Below are 18640 nucleotides of genomic sequence, written 5' to 3'. Positions count from 1 at the left end.
GCGCGCCCTGACCTGGCACGCCCGTGCCCAACACGCCCTGGTGCTGCAGCCGAGCCTCAAATGGCTGCCCAGTCTGAGCCTTTCCAGCCAGTACCGCTATACCAATGAGGCGGGGCTGACCGGCAAATCCACGACCTGGTCGGCCGGCCTGGCGCTCAACTGGTCGATCTTTGACGGTTTCCTGCGCTTCGGCGAAGCCAAGGAATACAAGGCCCTGGCCCGCCTGGCCGATCTGGAACTGCAGGGGGCGTCCCGGCGGCTGGCCCTGGAGGTGCGCGACGGCCTGGTCAAGCTGACCAGCCAGCAGGCCTCGTTGAAGAAGGCTCTGGTCGCTTTGGACGCGGCGCGCAAGAATGCCGCCGAGATCTCCGAACTGTACCGCCAAGGCCTGAGCAACGCCCTGCAGGTGGCCGACGCCAATGTGAGCCAGTTCGAAGCTGAAGTGGAGGTGGCCCGCCAGCGCAACGGTTTGGCCCTGGCGCTGCTGAACCTGCGCGCCGCGCAGGGTTTGGATCCGTTTGGCAAGGAGCCTAAAATATGAAAATGAAAAAAGCGAGCGCATTGTGTCTGGCTGTTCTTTCCATCGTCCTGGTTTCCGCGGGCTGCGGCAAAGGCAGTGCCAAGGCGGCCGGTGATAAAAAAGGCCCTGGCGCCGGGCGTGCGGGCATACAGTTTCCGGTGGAGACGGTGCAGGTGCAGAACCGCGCCGTGGTCTATTCCATCACTGCCGTGGGTTCGGTGGAGGCTTTTGAAAAAGTCCAGATAACCGCCCGGGTGGCCGGCGTGGTCGAGCGCGTGCTGTTCACCGAGGGCGATCGCACCGCTTCCGGCCAGATTCTGGTGGAAATAGAGCCTCAGCGGTACAGCCTGGCCGTGGAGGCGGCGCAAGCCTCGTTCGCCAAGGCCACCGCCTCCAAAAGCGACGCTGAGGCCGGCCTGAAGCGGCGGGAACTGGTGGATGCGAAGAACCCCGGCCTCATTCCCGGCGAGGAGATCGAAGCCTGGCGCACCAAGGTGCTGGTGGCCGCCGCCGAAGTCGCCCAGACCGAGGCCGCCCTCAACCAGGCGAAGCTCAACCTGCACGACGCCTATGTGCGGGCGCCCCTGGCCGGCCTGGTGCAGACCCGCACCGTGCAGACGGGGCAGTATGTCCAGCCCGGATCCGTCCTGGCAACCCTGGTCCGCCGTGACCCCCTGCTGCTGCGCTTCCAGGCGACCGAGCAGGATGCAGCGCGGCTGCAGCCGGGGATGAAGGCACTGTTCAAGGTGCGCAATGACAGCCGGCAATACGTTGCCAAGATCATCCATGTCGCCGCTTCCACCGAAGAGAGCACGCGCATGGTCGCCGTGACCTCCGAGGTCATCGACAAGGCGAAAGATGTCCTCCGTTCCGGCTCGTTCGCCGAGGTGACGGTACCGGTGGGCAACAGCCGTTCCCTGCCGGTCATCCCGCAAGCGGCCATCCGGCCCAGCGAAAAGGGCTTCCTGGCCTTTGTCGTGGTCAATGGCCTGGCCGTTGAGCGCGTATTGACGCCGGGCATGCGTACCGCCGACGGTCAGGTGGAGGTCCTTTCCGGGTTGCAGAGCGGGGAGATGCTGGTGGTCCGCGGCGCCGAGGCCCTGAGCGACGGCGTGCCCGTGCGCGTGGAAGAAAAAAAGGCCGGGTCCGACCAGAGCCAGGCCAAGCCTGCCAAATAAGCGTGCCTCACCGTCAAGGAGACCCGACATGAAAATCACCGAGGTTTGCGTCAAGAAACCGGTCTTGGCCTGGATGCTGATGGCCGCCACCATCGTCTTCGGCCTGGTGGCCGGGTCACGGATCGGCATCAGCCAGTTTCCCGATATCGATTTTCCGAACATTTCGGTTTCAGTGACCTGGGAGGGCGCCGCGCCCGAGGTCATGGAAAACGACGTGGTGGAAATCCTCGAAGAGGCCCTGGTCCAGGTGGAGGGGCTCAAGACCATCACCTCCTCGTCGCGCATGGGCAGCGCCAACATTACCCTGGAGCTGGACCTGTCGCGCAACGTCGACCTGGCCCTGCAGGACGTGCAAACCAAGGTATCCCAGGCCCAGCGCCGCCTGCCGCGCGACATCGACCCGCCCATCATCTCCAAGAGCAACCCCGAGGACCAGCCGATCATGATGGTCGCCCTTTCCGGGCCTTACCCGCAGCGGGTCCTGAGCGACTACCTGCGCTACCGTTTGAAGGAGAAACTGCAGACCATCCCCGGCGTGGGCGAGATCCAGATCGGCGGCCTGGAACGCAACGTCCGCATCTGGCTCGACGCCAGCAGGATGGACGAGCGCGAGGTGACGGTCAACGATGTCCTGGCGGCGCTGACGCGCGAGCATGTCGAGGTCCCGGCCGGACGGCTGGAAACCGCCGGGCGCGAAGTCAATATCCGCGTCCTGGGCGAAGCGATCGACCTGGAAACGTTCCGGCACATCGTCATCCGCGAGAACAACGGCAGCCCGGTCTACCTCAGCGACGTGGCGCTGGTCGAGGACGGCTTCGAGGACGTGCGCCGACTGCAGCGGGTCAACGGTACACCGGCCCAGGGGATCAGCATCAAGAAACAGCGCGGCGCCAACGCCGTCGCCGTCGCCAAGCAGGTGCGCAAGGCCCTGGACGAATTTCAGCCCTACCTCCCGGCCGGCATGATCGTCGGCGTCAATTTCGATTCCACCAGGTTCATCGAGGACTCCGTCAATGAGATCGAGATGGAGCTCATCCTCTCGGTCATCCTCACCGCCCTGGTCTGCTGGATGTTCCTCGGTTCCTTTTCCTCGACGCTCAACGTCATCCTGGCCATCCCCATGTCGCTGCTGGGCACCGTGGCCATCATCTACTTCCTGGGCTTTACCTTTAATACCTTCACCCTGCTGGCCATGGCCCTGGCGGTCGGCATCGTCGTCGACGACGCCATCATGGTCATGGAGAACATCTTCCGCCACGCCGAAGGCGGCAAGGGACTGGTACAAGCTGCCCTGGAGGGGACCCATGAGATCGCCTTCGCCGCCCTGGCCGCCACCCTGGCCGTGGTGGCCATCTTCATCCCGGTGGTCTTTGTCTCCGGCGTCATCGGCCGCTTCTTCCTGCAGTTCGGCGTTACCCTGTGCCTGGCCGTCCTCCTCTCCTATGTCGAGGCGGTCACCCTGGCGCCGGCCCGCTGCTCGCAATTTTTGCAGACGTCGCGCGAGAGCCGCAACCGCGTGGGGCTCCTCGTGGACAAGAGCTTCCGCTGGTTGGAAGGGCTCTACGCCCGGCTGCTGAAAAAGAGCCTGCGCCGGCCCGGGATAATCCTGATCGGCGCCCTGGTCCTCTTCCTGGCCTCGCTGGGGGTCTTCATGATCCTGCCCAGCGAGTTCGTCCCCTCCCAGGACCAGAGCCTGGTCAACGTGCGCATGCAAACCGCGGTCGGCTCCAGCCTGCAGGAGACCGACAACCTGGTCAAGAAAGCCGAGGCGATCATCGGCGCTAAACCCGAGGTCACGCGCATGTTCGGCTCGATCGGCGGCTGGAGCGGTGGCGTCAACCAGGGCAACATATTCGTCACCCTGGTGCCTCCCAAGCAGCGCAAGCATTCGCAGGCGGAATTTTCCGCCGCGCTGCGCCAGGAGTTGAACGCCATCCCCGGCATGCGCGCCGTCATTCAGGATCTTTCCCAGGCGGGCTTCACGGCAACGCGCGGCTTCCCGGTGGAGTTCTCGGTGCGCGGCGCCGATTGGGACAAGCTCATCTCCCTGAGCCAGGGGATGATGGCCAAGCTGGCGGCCAGCGGCGTGGTGGTCGACCTGGATACCGACTATCAGCTGGGCATGCCCGAACTGCGCATCATGCCTGACCGCGCCCGCATCTCCGACGTTGGCGTGTCGGTCGACGATGTGGCGACTACCCTGAACGCCCTGGTCGGCGGCGTCCGCGCCGGCAAGTACAGCACCGGTGGCCGGCGCCTCGACGTGCGCGTCAAGTTGCTGGCCGCTCAGCGCTCGCGACCCGAGGACATCGCCAAGCTGCGGGTGCGCACGCGCTCCGGGCAGCTGGTGCCGCTTTCGGCGCTGGTCACGTATCGCGAACTGCCCGCCCTGCAGGCCATCACCCGCCGCGAGCGCGAGCGGGCCATCACCGTCTTCGCCAACGTCGCCCCCGGGCACGCGCAGGACGAGGCGCTGAAGGCGGTGGAAGAGCTGAGCAAGGATTTGCCGGTCGGCTACCGCGCCGTGCTGGGCGGCGCCAGCGTCGCCTTCCGCGAATCGAGCAGCAGCTTGTTCTTCGCACTGATCCTGGGCATCCTCATCGCCTACATGATCCTGGCCTCCCAGTTCAACTCCTACCTGCACCCGGTGACGGTGATCACCATCCTGCCCCTGTCGATCGCCGGCGCCGCCTTCGCCCTGTGGGTCGGCAACCAGAGCCTGAACATCTTCAGCATGATCGGTTTGCTCCTGCTGATGGGCATCGTCAAGAAAAATTCGATCATCCTGGTCGACTACGCCAACGTGCTGCGCGGGCAGGGAAACGATCCGCGCCAAGCCATGGAAAAGGCCGGCCCTATCCGTCTGCGGCCGATCGTGATGACCGCGGTTTCCACTCTGATGGCGGCTATCCCGCCGGCGCTGGGCATCGGGTCCGGTTCGGAAATACGCATGCCCATGGCCATCGCCATCATCGGCGGGCTGACCTTGTCGACGGTGCTGAGCCTGATCGTGGTGCCGGCTTTTTACGTGGCCACCGACGGGTTGGGCGTCAGGCTCCGTGACAAAATCGCCCTTTCCAGAAAGAAATCGAAATCGTAGGGCTGTCAGGTGATCGGCTCGCCCAGAGGGTAGGATTCGATCACGCTGGCCGGAACCTCAAAAACCGCTTTCCAGCCGCCGAAACGCGGCAATGCCGCCGGCGAAGAGAGGGGCCGTTTTATTCCATTTTCGATCAGAAAAACCGGCCGGTTGGGATACTCGTTCATGTCCATGACCAGGCAGTTGTTGAAAGTCAGGGCGATGGGCGCGCCAGCGGCCATTTTTTCCAAGGTCGAGCGCTCGATCTCGACCCGGTATTTCCAGGGATCCTTGGAGCGGTTCAGCAGGAAGTTGAAGCGGTACAGGCTTTCCAGGCTGGCGATCGGCCGGCGCACGTATTCACCGATGCCGACGCGCTCGATCAGGTAAACGGTCTGGTCGTGGGCCTGGACGAATTTCTGATGCAAATAGGCCAGGTTGTCCTGGGCCGGCCAGCGGCTGAAGGCGCGCTCCAGCTCGTTCAGGGTTTCGCGGCAGTCGTTCAATGCGGATGATTGGAAATCCTTCTCCAATTCCCTGAATGAACGGACCAGGAAGGTGAAGGCGTTGAACAGGTTGGTGCGCAGGTTGTCGTTTCCGAAGAACCCTTCGTTTTCTTCGCTCAGTCTGAGGAACAGGCGGCAGGAGGCGGCGAAAGCCTCCGATTTGAAAAGAATGGCCTGCTCGGAATCGGATATTTCGCCTTTCCAACCCTTGAAATGCTCGAAACTGCTCTGGGACAGGTAGGCGGCCTGTTGGGCCAGCTTGTCGCCCAGCTCGCGGATATCCTGCCGGCTGCTGGCGGTCAGCGGGCGGGCCGTGGTAATGAACAGCAGGAGGATCCAAGCGCTTATAAATAGTCTTATTTTCATGGTTTGCTCCATAATTGTCCTTGATTCTAACCGGATGAAACGAAACTGTCAATTATTCGCATTGCCTCAACAAAAATCTTTTTGGAAATGCTATATTATAACTTGACATTAAAAAAATCCATGATAGAATTTAAGTATGTTTAAAAGATGGCTGGAATTATCCCCAAAAAAATCGCTTTTACTGGTCGGACCGCGGCGGGCGGGAAAAACCACCCTGTTGAAAAGCCGATTTCCCGACTTCCATTATGCCACGCTCGACGATTACGACCTGTTGACTTGGGCCAACAAAGACCCGAAGGGGTTCGTAGAAAGTCTGGGGAAAAACGCCATCATCGATGAGGTTCAGCGTTGTCCGCGCCTGACCGTGGCGGTCAAGTATGCCATCGACAACCAGGGAGCCACGTTCATGCTCAGCGGTTCGAGCACGCTGGGCCTTCTCGATTCGGCTGCCGACTCCATGGCCGGGCGAATCCACATTCAATCGTTGCCCACTCTCTGCTGGGGCGAGGAGGCGGGGGATGTGGATCACTCGTTGTTCAGCGAACATCTGCAAACGCCGCGGCTGCAGTTGGCCCGCAGAAAAATCGCCTCGGCCATGAAATTCGGGCAATTTCCCGAAATACTTTGCCGCGAAAGTGAAGCAGAAAAACTCGAACTTCTCGAAAACTATAAAAATACCTATTTCATCCGTGATCTGCTGCAACTGGGCAACATCGAACATGGAGCCGGCTTGCTGGCCATATTCCACCACCTGGTCCGTTCGCTCGGTTCTCTGGTCGAAGTCTCCAGTTTTGCCCGGGAATCCGGCCTGAGCTACCCCAGCGCTAAAAAATACTTGAACATCTTGACCCAGGCGCAGCTCGCATTCCCGTTGTATGGCTACCAGTACGGACCGGCCAAGCGCTTCATCAAGGCGGCCAAAATCTATTTTAGCGATACCGGGATCATCACCGCCATGAACCAGCAGGTGAGCATGGGCCAGCAGGTGGAAAATTTCGTCATCGCCGAGCTGGAAAAGCGCCGCAAACTGGGGTACATCAAAGCCGAACAACTCTATTATTACCGGAATTCCGGGGGCCGGGAGATCGATTGTATTTTCGAAGCCGGAAATATCATCCATGCCGTCGAAATCAAGGCCAGTGAAACGGTCGACAAGAGGGATATCAGTCACTTGCGGGAGTTCGTCAACCACGCGCCGCAGAAGACAAGGGGTTTCCTGTTTTATCTCGGAGCGGAGTACCTGGAAATGAATGGGATTCGGGTTCTCCCCATCGCCGGCCTTTTTCGGGGCGTTTGATCGTTCAGGTTTTGGAATGGCAGTAAAGACCAAAGAGAAACAAAAATGAAGGAAAGAACAACGGAAATATTTGATTTTCCCGAAGACGGGTTTCCCGTAAATGAAGAATCCAGGATCCAGGACCGGCTGATTGAAAAAATAATGATTTTCGCGAGACGGTTCTATGACGCGGAGATGGAAAAGTCGATGGCGCTGTTTGCGCCTCCGGGCCCTGCTGATCCGAAGATGCTCGCCGACGGCGTCGGAAATTCCCTCATGCTTGATTTCTTCGACTGGTTCCTCTTCGATTGTATGGTCGATCCCGAAATGGCGTTAACGGTCACGGATATATTCCTGCGGCGTAAAAAACTGGACCTGAGCGGACGCGAAAAGAATATTATCGCGATGATGTCCCAGGCCAGGATGGACCTGTTCGAGATCCGCGAAGTTTGTCCTGGACGCGGGGTGGTGTTGCGGCGGCTGGCTGACGGCAGCGAATTCCCGATTGTAGAGATGAAGGCGAGCCGGCAGTTGAAACGCTGGGCACTTATCGTCTGTCGGCTTTGGTCCGTGGATGGCGTTTGGCGTCTCTCGCCCGCTATGTACGCATTCGAACCCGGTCGGCGCCCGTTCCTGGAAAAAATTATAAATGAATTTCGCAACATGACTAAAAAGACAGGATCGTCTCCGGACGATTTCCGCTGTGGTTTTTCCCCCCTGATCTGCCGCGAGTGGCTCGAACTGGCGCTCCACCCGCGTAAGCCGGAAATGCGCAACCGCGATGGCCATCGCCTCGTTTTCTGTCGGGCCCTGTTCCGGACCGATAATCGTGCCGCCGTACATTTCAATCTGCTCGGGCAAAAAAAGATTCTCACTGAGGAAAACGGCCCCGATCAAATCATCTGGCTTTCCCCAGAACGCGACGAAGCCGGTGGACGGAAAATCCTCGGCAGCTTCTTTTGGGACGGGAACGATCTGGCCTTCGAGGCCAATTCGCTGCGGCGCTTCAACCGTGGTTTAGCCATCTTGAAACAGGCTGGCGGCGCTGAGTTACGGCTGATCGAGGAAACCAGGAAGCCCATCGAGAAGATGCTCGCGGAAGCGCCGGCGGCTGCCGTCGGCGAGATGCCGGCAGGGGCCGAGATCATTGCCCCGGAAAAAATGCTCGAGTTCAAGCGTGCTTACTACAAAGGCTGGCTGAAAAAACCTATTCCGGCTCTCCAGGGCAAAACGCCGCTCCAAGCCGTACGTTCCAGCGCCGGGAAAAAACGGGTAGCGGAACTCCTCAAAGGTATCGAGCACATGGAGGAGGAATCGCGGCTGCGGGGAGAACCGGCCCTAGATTCTGCATTCCTGTGGGAAGGACTCGGTCTTGCCTCTGAAGATTTCTAATTCCGCTTCGATCGGAAAAGCCTCCAAACCGCGCCCTGGCTTTTCCTTGTTATTGCCAAATACATATAATTAATGCATACTAATACATATAAAACAGGCACAAAGGAGAGCGCATGCGCACCACGTTGAATATGGATGACAAATTAATACGAAAGGCCAAGGAATTAACCGGCATCAAGGAAAAAACCTCTTTGGTACGATTGGGACTTGAGGCATTGATCGCCCTGGAGAGTAGCCGCCGCCTGGCCCGTTTGGGCGGCAGTGAAAAGAAACTCCATTCGGTCCCCCGTCGCCGCCAGGAAGTTAATTAATGGTGTTGGTCGACACATCGGTTTGGGTGGATCATTTCCGGAAAGACAATGCTCTTTTGGCTAATCTATTAAACAAAGGACTGGTCTCGGTCCATCCGTTCGTCATCGGCGAGCTCGCCTGCGGGAATCTCGGCAACCGCAAAGAAATATTATCCTTGCTGCAAGCGTTGCCGCAAGCGGAAAAAGTCTCTGACGATGAAATTCTTTTTTATGTTGAAAAGAACTCGCTCAGCGGCAAGGGCCTCGGTTTGATCGATGTCCATTTGCTGGCGTCAGCGCAATTGAGCGTTCATTTGTTCTGGACCAAGGACCGGCGCTTGCACGTAACAGCGAAAAAACTAAACCTTGCTTATAGTCCTGTTCCAATTTGATAAAATCAGGTCGCATGCGCATTGAAATATGCTAAAATTCTTGAATTGTTGAATGAAAATGTTCTGCTGGCTGGGCAGATCGAACGAGGAGTCGACATGGAAGACAGATCGCTGCAGCGCACGGCATTGCTGGTGACGACCCTGGATTCGTTCTTGTCGCCGATGATGGCCTCGGCGGTGGCCGTCGCCCTGCCGTCCATCGGGCGCGATTTCGCCATGAGCGCCGTCCAGCTGGGCTGGGTGGCCAGCGCCTATCTCCTGGCCGCCGCCGCCTTCCTCCTCCCTTTCGGACGCCTGGCCGACATTCACGGCCGCAAGAGGGTGTTCACCATCGGCACGCTGCTCTTCGGCGTCTCCTCGCTCGCGGCCGGCCTGGCCCCCGGCGCGCGCCTCTTTCTCCTCGCCCGGGTGCTGCAGGGAACGGGCAGCGCCATGGTTTTCGGCACCAGCGTCGCCATCCTGACCTCGGTTTTTCCGCCGCAGCGACGCGGCTGGGTGCTGGGCATCAACGTGGCCGCGACCTATTCCGGGCTGTCCCTGGGCCCTTTCATCGGCGGCATGCTCACCCAGTACCTGGGCTGGCGCTGGGTGTTCCTGATCAACTTCCCGCTTGGGCTGGTGGTCCTGACCGCCCTCTGGCTGAAGATGCCCCAGGAGTGGGCCGAGTGCCGCGGTGAATCGTTCGACTGGAAAGGCTCCCTGGCTTACATCCTGATGATGACCGCCTTCATGCTCGGCTTCACCTGGCTGCCGGGCTGGCGCGGTGGGGCGATGCTCCTGGCCGCCGTGGCGGCCCTGCCCCTGTTCGTGCGCTGGGAAGTGCGCAATCCCCACCCCATCTTTCAGGCCCGGCTGGTGCGCGGCAACATTGTTTTCGCCTTTTCCAACCTGGCGGCGCTGATCAACTACAGCGCCACCTTCGCCATCAGTTTCCTGATGAGCCTGTACCTGCAGTACATCAAGGGGTTCACCCCGCGCACGGCCGGCCTGATCCTGATCGCCCAGCCGGTGGTGATGGCCCTCTTTTCCCCCGTGGCGGGTCGCCTTTCCGACCGCATGGAACCGCGGGTTGTGGCGTCGCTGGGCATGGGGTTCTGCGCCGCGGGTCTTTTCGTGTTCGCCTGGATCGGCAGGGAAAGCGGCTTAAGCTTCATCGTCTCCGCCCTGGTTTTGGTCGGCTTCGGCTTTGCCCTTTTCTCGTCCCCCAATACCCATGCCGTCATGGGATCGGTCGAGAAAAAATTCTACGGCGTGGCCGCGTCGACCCTGGGAACCATGCGCATCGTCGGCGGGATGCTGAGCATGGGCGTCGCCACCCTGGTATTTTCCCTGCTGATCGGGAAGGCGAAAATCACCCCGGACAGCTATCCGCCCTTCATCAAGAGCGTCAAGGTTTGCTTTGCCATTTTTTCCGCCCTGTGCGTCAGCGGGGTCTTTTTCTCGCTGGCCCGTGGCCGGCTGCACAGATCTTAACCCATGCAGATCATCTACAAGACGGATGCCATTTTCGCCGGCTTCTACGCGCTGTTGATCCCGTTGCTGGCGCTGCTGGTTTTTTTCGTTTCCGGCCAGGCGATCGCGCTGTTCGTCGTGCCGCCGCTGCTGGCCCTTTACCTGTGGCTGGCACTGCGGAGACCGCTGCGGCGGCGGCGGGCGGGGCGGCGGCCGCTGCCGCCTTCCTGGCATGAATTCCTGCTCTCTTATTCCGCCTATTTCCGCGGCCTGGACGACGCAGGCAAGATGAAATTTGCCCGGGACATCGCACTCTTTTTAAGCGAAGACAATGTCGTTGCCATCCACGGCGCGCCGCTCCCCTGGCAGACGCGGCTGCTGGTCGCAGCCGGCGTGGCGACCATGCTGCATGGCCGGCCCGAATGGGAGCCGCCGCTCCCCGACGGGGTCACGGTCTATCCCGGGGCGAGCTTCGACCGTAACTACCGGCCCGGGACGGGAAACATCGCCGGGCAGGCGCCGGAGCGCGGACCGCTGCTGATCACCGAGGAGGGCTTGAAGCAAGGGGGTGCCGATCATGCCGCCGGGCGCAATGTCCTGCTCCATGAGCTGGCCCATTTTTTCGACCGCGAGCGGAGGAAAAGCTTCACCGGCTATCCGCATGCGCACGGCGGCTCCTGGACCGACTTTTGGACCGCGCAATGGCGCCAGCACCTGGAGCAGGGATCGATCCTGCCGGCCTATGCCGCGGTCAATGAAGCCGAGTTTTTTGCCGTGGCCTGCGAAATGTTCTTTGAACAGCCAAACCGGCTGTATGCCGCCCATCCCGAACTGTACGGAAGGCTGGGGGAATTTTTCAACCAGGACCCGCGGCGAATTTTGTTTTAATCTTGTTTATAGTATGATTTTCAGTGTGGGCATGGAGGTGGGATGGGCGTGAGAAAAAAGAGTGTGATTTTTTTGGGCTTGGCGATGATCTTTTCATTGCGGGCCGTTGATTGGAAAAAAGAAACCGCCGCCCGGATCGCGGTGGAGAAAAACTACCCGCAGCTGGTCGAATCGCTGCAGAAGGTTTTCCCCGACCTGGCCGCTGACGATAAAGCGGTGGTCTGCCTGCTGATTGGCTACTGCCAGTCCAGGCTCAATAACCCGCCAGCCGAGTTGTCGTGGATGAAAAAGTACCTCGAGCAATTCAAGGCGGCTGACGTCAAAATCGGCTTTATCGCCGTTGCGACCAGGCAGAAAATCCTGCAGTTCAAGGCGTCATGGCAAAGGGATTTTCCGGTGATCCGGGAACTGGCCATGGCGCCCGCGTCGGCCGCGATCGCCTATTTCAGTCCGCCCAGCGAGTTGAAGCTGCGGCTGCAGCTGTCCGTCCCCTGCCAATTTCAATTGTTCGCCGCCAATGGCGATGTGCTGGCTCAGGGAGTCCTGGGCGAGGAACCCCGGGTCGTGGCCTTCCCGGTCGCCGGTGATTTTTTCAGGACGGCCCGTCACGATTTCCGGCTGTTGCTGACGCTGGTTGGCGCCCCGGAAAAGGAGATGGAAAAGTACTTTGCCATCGAAATGGGCTATCAGGCCCCGGAAAACACGGCCTTTGACCCGCTCACGGCCGAACTGAAGATCAAGGGACGGGAATTTCAGCCCGAGGCCCGGAGCGAGACCGTGATCCTTTCCCAGCGCACGGTTTTTGACAAACAGGAGTTCAAAAAGTCATTTTTGAAGGATCTTCTGATCGGCGCCGGTTTTTTTATAGTCAATGCCACCTTCGTCTCTTCCACCATCTCCAACCCGGAAACGTCATTGTATGCCAAGTCGGCCCTCTACGGCATGCACCGGGTGTTCAACATCGCCGGCATCGCCTTCAGCCTGAAGGCGTTGCTGCAGCTGCCCAAAGTGATCAAGCGCGAAAAAGTCACTGAAGAGAAGACCGTTGCCCTGCTGGAGGCAAAAGCGGCCAACGAAGGCCTGAAGCAGGAGCTGGTCCAGGCCAAGGAAAAGGTCATGGTCCAGCTGAGCGTCAAGCCGGGCGACGAGGAAGGGGGGACCCATGAATAAAAAAATGCTCCTGTTCATCTTGGGAATCATCCTTGCCGCGCCGGCCTTCGCCGACCTGGGCTTCTACGTCTCGTTCAATTCCCATGAGCATCTGAAGGTCTTCACCAGTCAGTACATCGCCGACAAGTTGCCCGCGCCCAGTTTTTGGGACATGCTGATCATGCTCTCCTCTTTCGAGCCGAACCGCCAGGAATTTTTCATTTTCGGCAACATCAGCAAGGGCGAGAACGTCGACATCGAGAACGGCATCTGGAATATGAAGAAAAACGCCCTCGGCATGGGCTACGGCAAGGTGCTCACCCTGCCCATCAACCTGCGCCAATTCGACGTCGAGCTGCGCCTCGATTTTTCGGCCGGCCCCTTCTTCAACGTCTTTTTAAGCCGGCAATACACCCATGTCAGCGGCCAGCTCACGGACGAGGTCGACGATGCCAGCATCTTCCGGAATATCCAATACGGGTTGTACTCGACCGTCCGCCTGCGCCTGGTGCATTTTAAAAAATATTTCAACTTGCTGGCGGCCAACCTGGGGCTTCATTTCTTCATGCCCTTCAGCAACCACGAATTTAATTCCGACCCCGTCGCCCGCTATCACCTGTTCAAGACCTTCGCTTTCGTGGGCATCTCGTTTTAGTCTGGGAATGCCTTTTCAGCGGCTGCGGCGCAAGACTCGCTGTTGCAGGATGTGATCGAAAACGGCGGCGCCGAGCAGGCCAAGCCCGCCCAGGATGAACAAACCGGCATCGGCGTTCAAGCTGGCCAACAGCTGCCGGAATTGAGCCGGCAGGGGTCGAAAAGCCGCTGCAAAAGAATTGAAAATTCGCGCCGTAGCAGCAGCCAGCGGTTTCATGGGCACGAACAGGACCAGTCCGGTTAAAACGAGGGCTGAAGCGCTCGCGGCCAGGAAGATGCGCATGGCCGGTCGTTGCCAAAAAACCGGCCGCGAAGACGGGAATTTTTTCAGCACTGAATCGGCGAATGCCGGCGGCAGGGCGAAGCCGGGATCAACGGCCAGCCCGGCGTAAAGCCGGCGATACTGGGCGAAGCGTTCGCGGCAGGAGGGGCAAGCGCGTAAATGTGGAGGAAGGATCTGACCCGGTTGCAATACCATATGATCCAGGATTTCCTGGATCTGTTCGTCACGCAGATGTTCGTTTGTCATGCTTCCTCCCGGACGGCCGGCATCAGCCGTTCACGCAATTTTTGCCGGGCGCGGAAAAGATGGCTCTTGACCGTTCCGGCCGGCATGGCCAGGGCCTGGCCGATTTCGTCGTAATTCATTTCCGAGAAATGGAACAGGGTCAGGATCAGCCGGTAGTGCGCCGGCAAGTGATCGATTTCCCTCTGCAGTTCCAGGTTGCCGCTGGCCTGTTCGTTCAGGAATTCGGGAGTCGGGCTGCTGCCGGCGACATTTTCCAGGCCCTGTCCTGGAGCGGCGATATCGTCGAACAACGGGATGCGTTTTTTTCGCAAATGGTTGATGCAGGTGTTGCTGGCGATGCGGCCGATCCAGGCCGAGATTTTGTCGAACCCCTCGAATTCCCTGATATGGGCGAATATTTTCAGAAAAATCTCCTGGCTCAGATCCTCCCGGTCGGCGGCATTGTACACCATGCGGAAAACGATAGCCGCCACCAGGCGCTGGTATTTTTCAATGAAAGTGCGATAGGCCTGGCGATCGCCCGCCTTGACTCGTTCGAGCAGCAAGCTGGTTTCCGCGGCCGCTGGATCCATGTTTGTGCCATCCATGCGAAAACTGATTAATGTTCCGTTTTTCATCCGTATTATAAACTAACGCTTCAAAAGGAGTGAATGTTGCACCGAAAAAAAATTTCCCCGCTGCAACATTTTCCTGCGCACACTGTTTGATTGGACAGAGGCGGTCGTTGCCGCCGCGAATAATCACCATGGAGGAAAAACATGGAAAATATGGTCCCGGTTCTGATTTTGGCAGTTATCGGCTATTTTGTCCTGGAATTGGTCAAGGTGGTCACGGATTCCCGTTTGCGCGCCAAATTGATCGAGAAAGGCATGGTCGATGAAAAGATCAAGCCCCTGTTCAATCCACATTCGGTCCTTGAATCGGCTTCATCGTTGAAGTGGGGACTGGTGATGATCGCCGTGGGCCTGGCTTTTATTTTCACCTTTGCGATCCATGAATGGGTGCCGGTCGGGATCCGCGGTGAAATTACCGCCGGCGCGGTTTTCTTCATGGCCGGCCTGGCGATGCTTATTTATTATGCCATCGCCCGTTCCCAAGAGAAGAAAGAGTAGGGCGGAGCGGATAACGTCGTTTTAAAAGCAGGCACGGTCCGGTGCGCCCGAGGGCATCCCGGCCGGCCTGCTTTGTTTTTTTTTGTTATTGTGGTATTTTGTCGGCGTGAAGAAAGGCTTTTCATTCAGAGCAAACCAAAAAACGGCGTTGGCGCTGGCCATTATCGTGGCCGTCGGCAACCTGCTGTTCCGCGCCCTGGCGCCGGGCCTGGAGCCAGGGTGGCTCAGCCTGGTCGGCGAAGCGGCGCTGTTCGCTTCCCTGGTTGCCTGGACCTGGGCGGGCAGCGGCTTTTTCGCGAAAAACAAAAACAGGCCCCTGACCGTCGTGCTGGCGATCACCGCCCTCGGTGCGTCGAGCCTCATCCTTTTCGCTGTCTGGAGCGGCCGCTTGTTCCAGCCGGCCAGTCGCGGCGAGGCCGGGGCTGCCGTCAATTTGGCCGGCGGAGGCCTGCTGATCGTTTTTGCCGCCATTTTGGGCCTGCTGGTTTCGGGATGGCGCGAACTGTTTTTCTTAAAAAAAGCGCGCCAGCCGGGATGGTTTTTCAAAGTCATGCTGGCCTGTTTCATCCTTACCTATTTTGCTCCAGTCGTCATCGCCACGGCGGTTCCCTTTTTCATGAGTCTGTCCATTTGCTTCCTGCTGCTGAACTCGTTCCGGGTCAAATGGATCGCTTTTCTGGTCAAAAAGCAGAAAAAAATATTGATTGCCCTGGCCGGCTTGTCGCTGGCGATTTTTCTGGCCGGCTCTACTTTCTTTTTCAACAGCCATGCCATCGCCAAGGTCGTTGCCAGCCTGTCGCCCGGTCTTTTCCAGGTCGGCAAGCTCATCCTGCTTTACGGGGCTTGCTATTCCGGGGTGATCCTGTTCGCCACCCTCTTTCATCTGCCCACCGCCGATGCTTACGACCGCAAGGCCGAGGAATTCGCCTCGCTGGTCGATTTGAGCCAGTCGATCACCGGAGCCATGGAGTTCAAGGAGCTGGCCGAAAAGGTGATCAGCGTCACCGCCCACGTTTGCCACGGCGATTTCTCCTGGCTACTGATCGAGGAAAACAACGAAGTCAGCGTTCCGGCCGCCTTCAATATCGGTAGCCGCGAAGCGCGCGAGCTCAGCCTGGCGTTGCTTGCCGAAAGCGGACCCAGCCACCGCGCCGTGACCATGTTCCGGGACAAGAAGCTGCGCGTTCACATCCAGAACGACACCCTGACGTTCACCTTCAGCTCCCTGGCCATGGCCCCCTTGCGGGTCAAGAACCGGATCACCGGCTACCTGTTCGTGGCCATCAAGCGGGACTCGGTTTTTGAGGAAGAGGATATCCAGACGATCGGGGCTTTCGCCAATTCGGCTGCCATGGCCCTGGAAAATGCGCGCATGCTGGAGACCCGCCTGGAAAAGGAGCGATTGCTCAAGGAGCTGGAGGTCGCCCGGGTGATCCAGCGCCGTCTGCTGCCCCGGTCCGTCCCGAAGCTGGCCTGGGCCGACTTGGCCGTCTACTTCTCGCCGGCTTATGAAGTCGGCGGGGATTATTACGATTTTTTTCTCCTGGACGACCACTGTTTAGGATTTGTCATTGCCGACGTATCGGGAAAAGGACTGGCCGCCGCTTTCATCATGGCCGAATTGAAGGGAATTTTTGAGTCCTTGTGCTGCGTAGTCGATGGTCCCGGCCAACTGCTGGCCAGGGCCAATTGCGTTTTGAGAAAAAGCCTTGAAAAAAATCGCTTCGTATCGGCCAGCTACGGAGTGATCGACCCGAAAGGCCAGACCCTGCGTATCGCCCGGGCCGGGCACATGCCCTTTTTCGTGAGCAGGCGCGAGCGGATGGAAACCTATGTGCCGCCGGGATTGGTCTTGGGCGCGACCGATGAGCCGATCTTCAGCGAAAAAATGAAGGAAATATCCATCCCGCTCCACAGCGGTGACATCATCGTTTTCATCACCGACGGCATTTCCGAGGCCAAGAACCTAATCGGTAACGAATTCGGTTACGAGCGCTTGCAGAGCATCGTGCAGTCCAACCGGGGAGCCGCGGCCGAGTCCTTGCTGAACCTGGTCAAGGATGAGATCTAAGCCTTTGCCAACCAACCGGTGCAGCACGACGACATCACGCTGCTGGTCATCAAGATGAGGTGAGCCTTTTGCCGCCTTCGGCCTGCGCGTTCCGGCACGCACCCGGCCCTTTTTCCCCCTTTTCCATCCAGCCGTCCAGGAGCTGGATGACCCGGTCTGAATAAGAGGCGTTCTTTTCCGAGTGGGTGACCTGGATGATGGTGGTTCCCTCTTGGTTGAGCTCCTTGAACAATCCCATGATCTCCTCGCCCTGCTTGGAGTTCAGGTTGCCGGTGGGTTCATCGGCCAGAATCAGTCTCGGGTTGATGATCACGGCGCGGGTCACGGCTACCAGCTGCTGCTGCCCGCCCGAGAGCTGGCTGGGGAAAAGATTCTTCTTGGCCACGATATGGAAGCGGTCTAGGGCATCGGCGACCAGGCTCTTGCGCTCGTCGGCCTTGACTTTTTTGTAGAGCAGCGGGGTCTCTAGGTTCTCGTAGACGGTCAGCTCGTCGATCAGGTGGTAGCTTTGAAAAACGAAGCCGATGTGCTGCTGGTGGATCCGGGTGCGCTGCGCTTCGCTTAAGGAGTGGATCGCCTGGTCGTTGAAGTGGTATTCTCCTTCCGATGCGTCATCGAGCATGCCGATGATATAAAGCAAGGTCGATTTGCCGGCTCCGGAGGGGCCCATGATGGTCAGGAACTCCCCTTCGCGCACGTCGAGGTCGATATTTCTGAGTACATAGGTCTTGGTAAAGCCGCTGCTGTAAAACTTGGTAATGCCCCGCAATTTGATCACGGCTGCTTTCCCTTGATCTTGTAGAGCACCCGCCCCAGGTAGCCGTTCTCGCTGATCTCGGCGATGTACAGACCCGGCTGCAGGTAGGCGGAAGCCCGCAGCCGCGGTGCGGACAGCGAATCGAGCAGCGATTCGGCCTCCCATTCGCTCTGGCTGTCGCACAGCAGCACCGGCATCCTTTCCGCGCTTAGCTTCATTAAAATTTCCTTCAAGCTCATCCTGCATCCTCCTTGGCAATCGTATTCATGCAACAAAGCAAGCGACCGGTCCATTGTTCACTGGGCGAGTTGCTTCTGGCGGAAGGTCACCGGAATCTTGTGGTCCAGCGGGGCGCCGATCTGGATCAACTGCCAGTCAGGGTCGTGTTCGCGGATCACTTGCTTGAGCAGGGCCACCGAGTCATTCTTCTGCTCGGCATCGGCTTCGAACTCCACGATCTCGACGCGGTATTTCATGACCTGGCGCCGGCCGTTGATGCGCACGTCGATCTCGATGTTCTGTTCGGCTTCCAGAACCGGGATTTGCAAAGTGATTTCTTTCATTTTAGTCCTCCTTGGTTATTCGTAACGCAGGCTGTCCACCGGGTTGGCGCGGGCGGCTTTGACCGACTGGTAACCCACGGTGAGCAGGGCGATGGCCAGGGCGGCAAGGCCGGAAAAGAAGAAAATGCCGAACCCGATCGTGGTGCGGTAAGCGAAGGTCTGCAGCCAGCGGTTCATGAAATAATAGGCCAGCGGCCAGGCGATGACATTGGCGACCAGGACCCACTTGCTGAACTCATTGGAAAGCAGAAATACTATCCTGAAAATCGATGCCCCAAGCACTTTGCGGATGCCGACTTCCTTGGTTCGTTTCTCGGTCATGTAAGCGGCGAGCCCGAACAGTCCGAGGCAGGATATCAAGATGGCCAGCACGGCGAACGAGGTGAAAATCTTGTTGAATCGCTCTTCCGCCTGGTACATGCGGCCGAAGGATTCATCCAGGAAAAATGAATCAAAAGCCTGGCCG

General features: G+C 58.9%; 20 protein-coding genes. 13 read left to right on the top strand and 7 right to left on the bottom strand.

Features of this window, described 5'->3' with window-relative positions; genetic code table 11:
• From NTW95_12165 to NTW95_12155, 3 genes are all read left to right on the top strand, one after another.
• Positions 1-541, top strand: a 541-nt coding sequence (locus NTW95_12165; protein MCX6558162.1) for a TolC family protein, incomplete at its 5' end; no start/stop codon positions are given.
• 2 nt (positions 542-543) lie between these two features.
• Positions 544-1698 carry an efflux RND transporter periplasmic adaptor subunit gene (locus NTW95_12160; GenBank protein ID MCX6558161.1) on the top strand — a complete coding sequence of 385 codons (1155 nt, stop codon included), beginning with the start codon at positions 544-546 and terminating at the stop codon, positions 1696-1698.
• 28 nt (positions 1699-1726) lie between these two features.
• Positions 1727-4798, top strand: a complete 3072-nt coding sequence (locus NTW95_12155) for an efflux RND transporter permease subunit (GenBank protein ID MCX6558160.1) — start codon at positions 1727-1729, stop codon at positions 4796-4798.
• A gap of 5 nt (positions 4799-4803) precedes the next feature.
• Here the strand turns inward: NTW95_12155 and NTW95_12150 are convergent, their stop codons facing one another.
• Positions 4804-5649, bottom strand: a complete 846-nt coding sequence (locus NTW95_12150; GenBank protein ID MCX6558159.1) for a hypothetical protein — start codon at positions 5647-5649, stop codon at positions 4804-4806.
• Positions 5650-5785: 136 nt separating this feature from the next.
• On the opposite strand from NTW95_12150, the gene NTW95_12145 reads away from it, so the two are divergent.
• From NTW95_12145 to NTW95_12110, 8 genes are all read left to right on the top strand, one after another.
• Positions 5786-6946 carry an ATP-binding protein gene (locus tag NTW95_12145; protein MCX6558158.1) on the top strand — a complete coding sequence of 387 codons (1161 nt, stop codon included), beginning with the start codon at positions 5786-5788 and terminating at the stop codon, positions 6944-6946.
• Between the two features lie 45 nt (positions 6947-6991).
• Positions 6992-8317, top strand: coding sequence for an MbcA/ParS/Xre antitoxin family protein (locus tag NTW95_12140; protein ID MCX6558157.1), 1326 nt, complete (start codon positions 6992-6994; stop codon positions 8315-8317).
• A gap of 113 nt (positions 8318-8430) precedes the next feature.
• Positions 8431-8628: a type II toxin-antitoxin system VapB family antitoxin gene (locus NTW95_12135; protein MCX6558156.1), complete on the top strand. Its 198-nt coding sequence runs from the start codon at positions 8431-8433 to the stop codon at positions 8626-8628.
• A complete protein-coding gene (locus tag NTW95_12130; GenBank protein MCX6558155.1) occupies positions 8628-8999 on the top strand; it encodes a PIN domain-containing protein in 372 nt (123 codons plus the stop codon). The genes NTW95_12135 and NTW95_12130 overlap by 1 nt, the downstream gene beginning before the upstream one ends.
• Before the next feature lie 48 nt (positions 9000-9047).
• On the top strand, positions 9048-10472 hold the full coding sequence (locus NTW95_12125; protein ID MCX6558154.1) for an MFS transporter: 1425 nt from the start codon (positions 9048-9050) through the stop codon (positions 10470-10472).
• Positions 10473-10475: 3 nt separating this feature from the next.
• Positions 10476-11339, top strand: coding sequence for a zinc-dependent peptidase (locus NTW95_12120; GenBank protein ID MCX6558153.1), 864 nt, complete (start codon positions 10476-10478; stop codon positions 11337-11339).
• 48 nt (positions 11340-11387) lie between these two features.
• Positions 11388-12509 carry a hypothetical protein gene (locus NTW95_12115; protein ID MCX6558152.1) on the top strand — a complete coding sequence of 374 codons (1122 nt, stop codon included), beginning with the start codon at positions 11388-11390 and terminating at the stop codon, positions 12507-12509.
• The gene (locus tag NTW95_12110; GenBank protein ID MCX6558151.1) at positions 12502-13143 is read left to right on the top strand and encodes a hypothetical protein; all 642 of its coding nucleotides are present in this window, start codon (positions 12502-12504) and stop codon (positions 13141-13143) included. The genes NTW95_12115 and NTW95_12110 overlap by 8 nt, the downstream gene beginning before the upstream one ends.
• A 15-nt stretch (positions 13144-13158) precedes the next feature.
• Here NTW95_12110 and NTW95_12105 read toward each other — a convergent pair whose 3' ends face one another.
• Both NTW95_12105 and NTW95_12100 read right to left on the bottom strand, forming a co-directional pair.
• Entirely contained in the window at positions 13159-13671 is a 513-nt protein-coding gene (locus tag NTW95_12105) for a hypothetical protein (GenBank protein ID MCX6558150.1), read from the bottom strand.
• A complete protein-coding gene (locus NTW95_12100; protein MCX6558149.1) occupies positions 13668-14243 on the bottom strand; it encodes an RNA polymerase sigma factor in 576 nt (191 codons plus the stop codon). The genes NTW95_12105 and NTW95_12100 overlap by 4 nt, the downstream gene beginning before the upstream one ends.
• Before the next feature lie 186 nt (positions 14244-14429).
• On the opposite strand from NTW95_12100, the gene NTW95_12095 reads away from it, so the two are divergent.
• Positions 14430-14783, top strand: a complete 354-nt coding sequence (locus NTW95_12095) for a hypothetical protein (protein ID MCX6558148.1) — start codon at positions 14430-14432, stop codon at positions 14781-14783.
• Between the two features lie 106 nt (positions 14784-14889).
• The gene (locus tag NTW95_12090) at positions 14890-16854 is read left to right on the top strand and encodes a SpoIIE family protein phosphatase (GenBank protein MCX6558147.1); all 1965 of its coding nucleotides are present in this window, start codon (positions 14890-14892) and stop codon (positions 16852-16854) included.
• 49 nt (positions 16855-16903) lie between these two features.
• On the opposite strand, the gene NTW95_12085 is transcribed toward NTW95_12090, so the two are convergent.
• The 4 genes from NTW95_12085 to NTW95_12070 all read right to left on the bottom strand — a co-directional run.
• On the bottom strand, positions 16904-17632 hold the full coding sequence (locus NTW95_12085; GenBank protein MCX6558146.1) for an ABC transporter ATP-binding protein: 729 nt from the start codon (positions 17630-17632) through the stop codon (positions 16904-16906).
• Entirely contained in the window at positions 17629-17829 is a 201-nt protein-coding gene (locus NTW95_12080; GenBank protein ID MCX6558145.1) for a hypothetical protein, read from the bottom strand. The genes NTW95_12085 and NTW95_12080 overlap by 4 nt, the downstream gene beginning before the upstream one ends.
• Positions 17830-17907: 78 nt before the next feature.
• Positions 17908-18174 (bottom strand): hypothetical protein, encoded by a 267-nt coding sequence (locus NTW95_12075; protein ID MCX6558144.1) that lies wholly within the window; start codon positions 18172-18174, stop codon positions 17908-17910.
• 15 nt (positions 18175-18189) lie between these two features.
• On the bottom strand, positions 18190-18640 hold a 451-nt coding region (locus NTW95_12070), incomplete at its 5' end, for a hypothetical protein (protein MCX6558143.1).

The organism is Candidatus Aminicenantes bacterium (assembly GCA_026393795.1).
GTDB lineage: Bacteria > Acidobacteriota > Aminicenantia > UBA2199 > UBA2199 > UBA2199.
This window is presented reverse-complemented; position numbering and strand designations above follow the sequence as displayed.

What these genes read in the sequence shown, in the direction of transcription:
- NTW95_12160 (MCX6558161.1), top strand. Translation starts at nt 544, where the DNA reads ATGAAAAAAGCGAGCGCATTGTGTCTGGCTGTTCTTTCCATCGTCCTG.
- NTW95_12155 (MCX6558160.1), top strand. Translation starts at nt 1,727, where the DNA reads ATGAAAATCACCGAGGTTTGCGTCAAGAAACCGGTCTTGGCCTGGATG.
- NTW95_12150 (MCX6558159.1), bottom strand. Translation starts at nt 5,649, where the DNA reads ATGAAAATAAGACTATTTATAAGCGCTTGGATCCTCCTGCTGTTCATT.
- NTW95_12145 (MCX6558158.1), top strand. Translation starts at nt 5,786, where the DNA reads ATGTTTAAAAGATGGCTGGAATTATCCCCAAAAAAATCGCTTTTACTG.
- NTW95_12140 (MCX6558157.1), top strand. Translation starts at nt 6,992, where the DNA reads ATGAAGGAAAGAACAACGGAAATATTTGATTTTCCCGAAGACGGGTTT.
- NTW95_12135 (MCX6558156.1), top strand. Translation starts at nt 8,431, where the DNA reads ATGCGCACCACGTTGAATATGGATGACAAATTAATACGAAAGGCCAAG.
- NTW95_12130 (MCX6558155.1), top strand. Translation starts at nt 8,628, where the DNA reads ATGGTGTTGGTCGACACATCGGTTTGGGTGGATCATTTCCGGAAAGAC.
- NTW95_12120 (MCX6558153.1), top strand. Translation starts at nt 10,476, where the DNA reads ATGCAGATCATCTACAAGACGGATGCCATTTTCGCCGGCTTCTACGCG.
- NTW95_12110 (MCX6558151.1), top strand. Translation starts at nt 12,502, where the DNA reads ATGAATAAAAAAATGCTCCTGTTCATCTTGGGAATCATCCTTGCCGCG.
- NTW95_12105 (MCX6558150.1), bottom strand. Translation starts at nt 13,671, where the DNA reads ATGACAAACGAACATCTGCGTGACGAACAGATCCAGGAAATCCTGGAT.
- NTW95_12100 (MCX6558149.1), bottom strand. Translation starts at nt 14,243, where the DNA reads ATGGATCCAGCGGCCGCGGAAACCAGCTTGCTGCTCGAACGAGTCAAG.
- NTW95_12095 (MCX6558148.1), top strand. Translation starts at nt 14,430, where the DNA reads ATGGAAAATATGGTCCCGGTTCTGATTTTGGCAGTTATCGGCTATTTT.
- NTW95_12080 (MCX6558145.1), bottom strand. Translation starts at nt 17,829, where the DNA reads ATGAAGCTAAGCGCGGAAAGGATGCCGGTGCTGCTGTGCGACAGCCAG.
- NTW95_12075 (MCX6558144.1), bottom strand. Translation starts at nt 18,174, where the DNA reads ATGAAAGAAATCACTTTGCAAATCCCGGTTCTGGAAGCCGAACAGAAC.